General features: G+C 60.9%; 1 pseudogene. It reads left to right on the plus strand.

Annotated features, from left to right (window positions below):
- Positions 1 to 139: 139 nt before the first annotated feature.
- Positions 140 to 376 (plus strand): annotated as a pseudogene (locus EOC06_RS44535) (IS110 family transposase); the annotation flags it as partial.

The following is a 376-nucleotide window of genomic DNA, read 5'->3' on the forward strand; positions in this document are numbered from 1 at the left end:
GAATGAAGGAGCCGCGGCGACCGAGAGAGCGGTGCGCGCAGCTTTTCGCTGCAGGCGCGCACCGCTGTCGAGGCGGCCATGGCCAGTCAAAGTTTATCTAGAATGTGAATGTTCACAACCCATTCCGGAGAGACCGACCATGACCACTTCAGATTTTACACCCGCCGCCGCGGTGCTGGTAGCGATCGACATTGCCAAGGTGCGCAATGACAGAAGTGCTGATCGAAGCACCGGGCCACAAGCGCCGGCGTCGCCTTTTGGTCCTCAACACCCGTGTTGAGCACGACCATCTGATCGAAGTGCTGCAGGCGTACGGCCGCCCTGTGGTCTGCGCCTTTGAGGCGACCGGGAACTATCACCGGCCGATAGCATGGCG

The organism is Mesorhizobium sp. M7A.F.Ca.MR.362.00.0.0 (genome assembly GCF_004023175.1).
Lineage (GTDB): Bacteria > Pseudomonadota > Alphaproteobacteria > Rhizobiales > Rhizobiaceae > Mesorhizobium.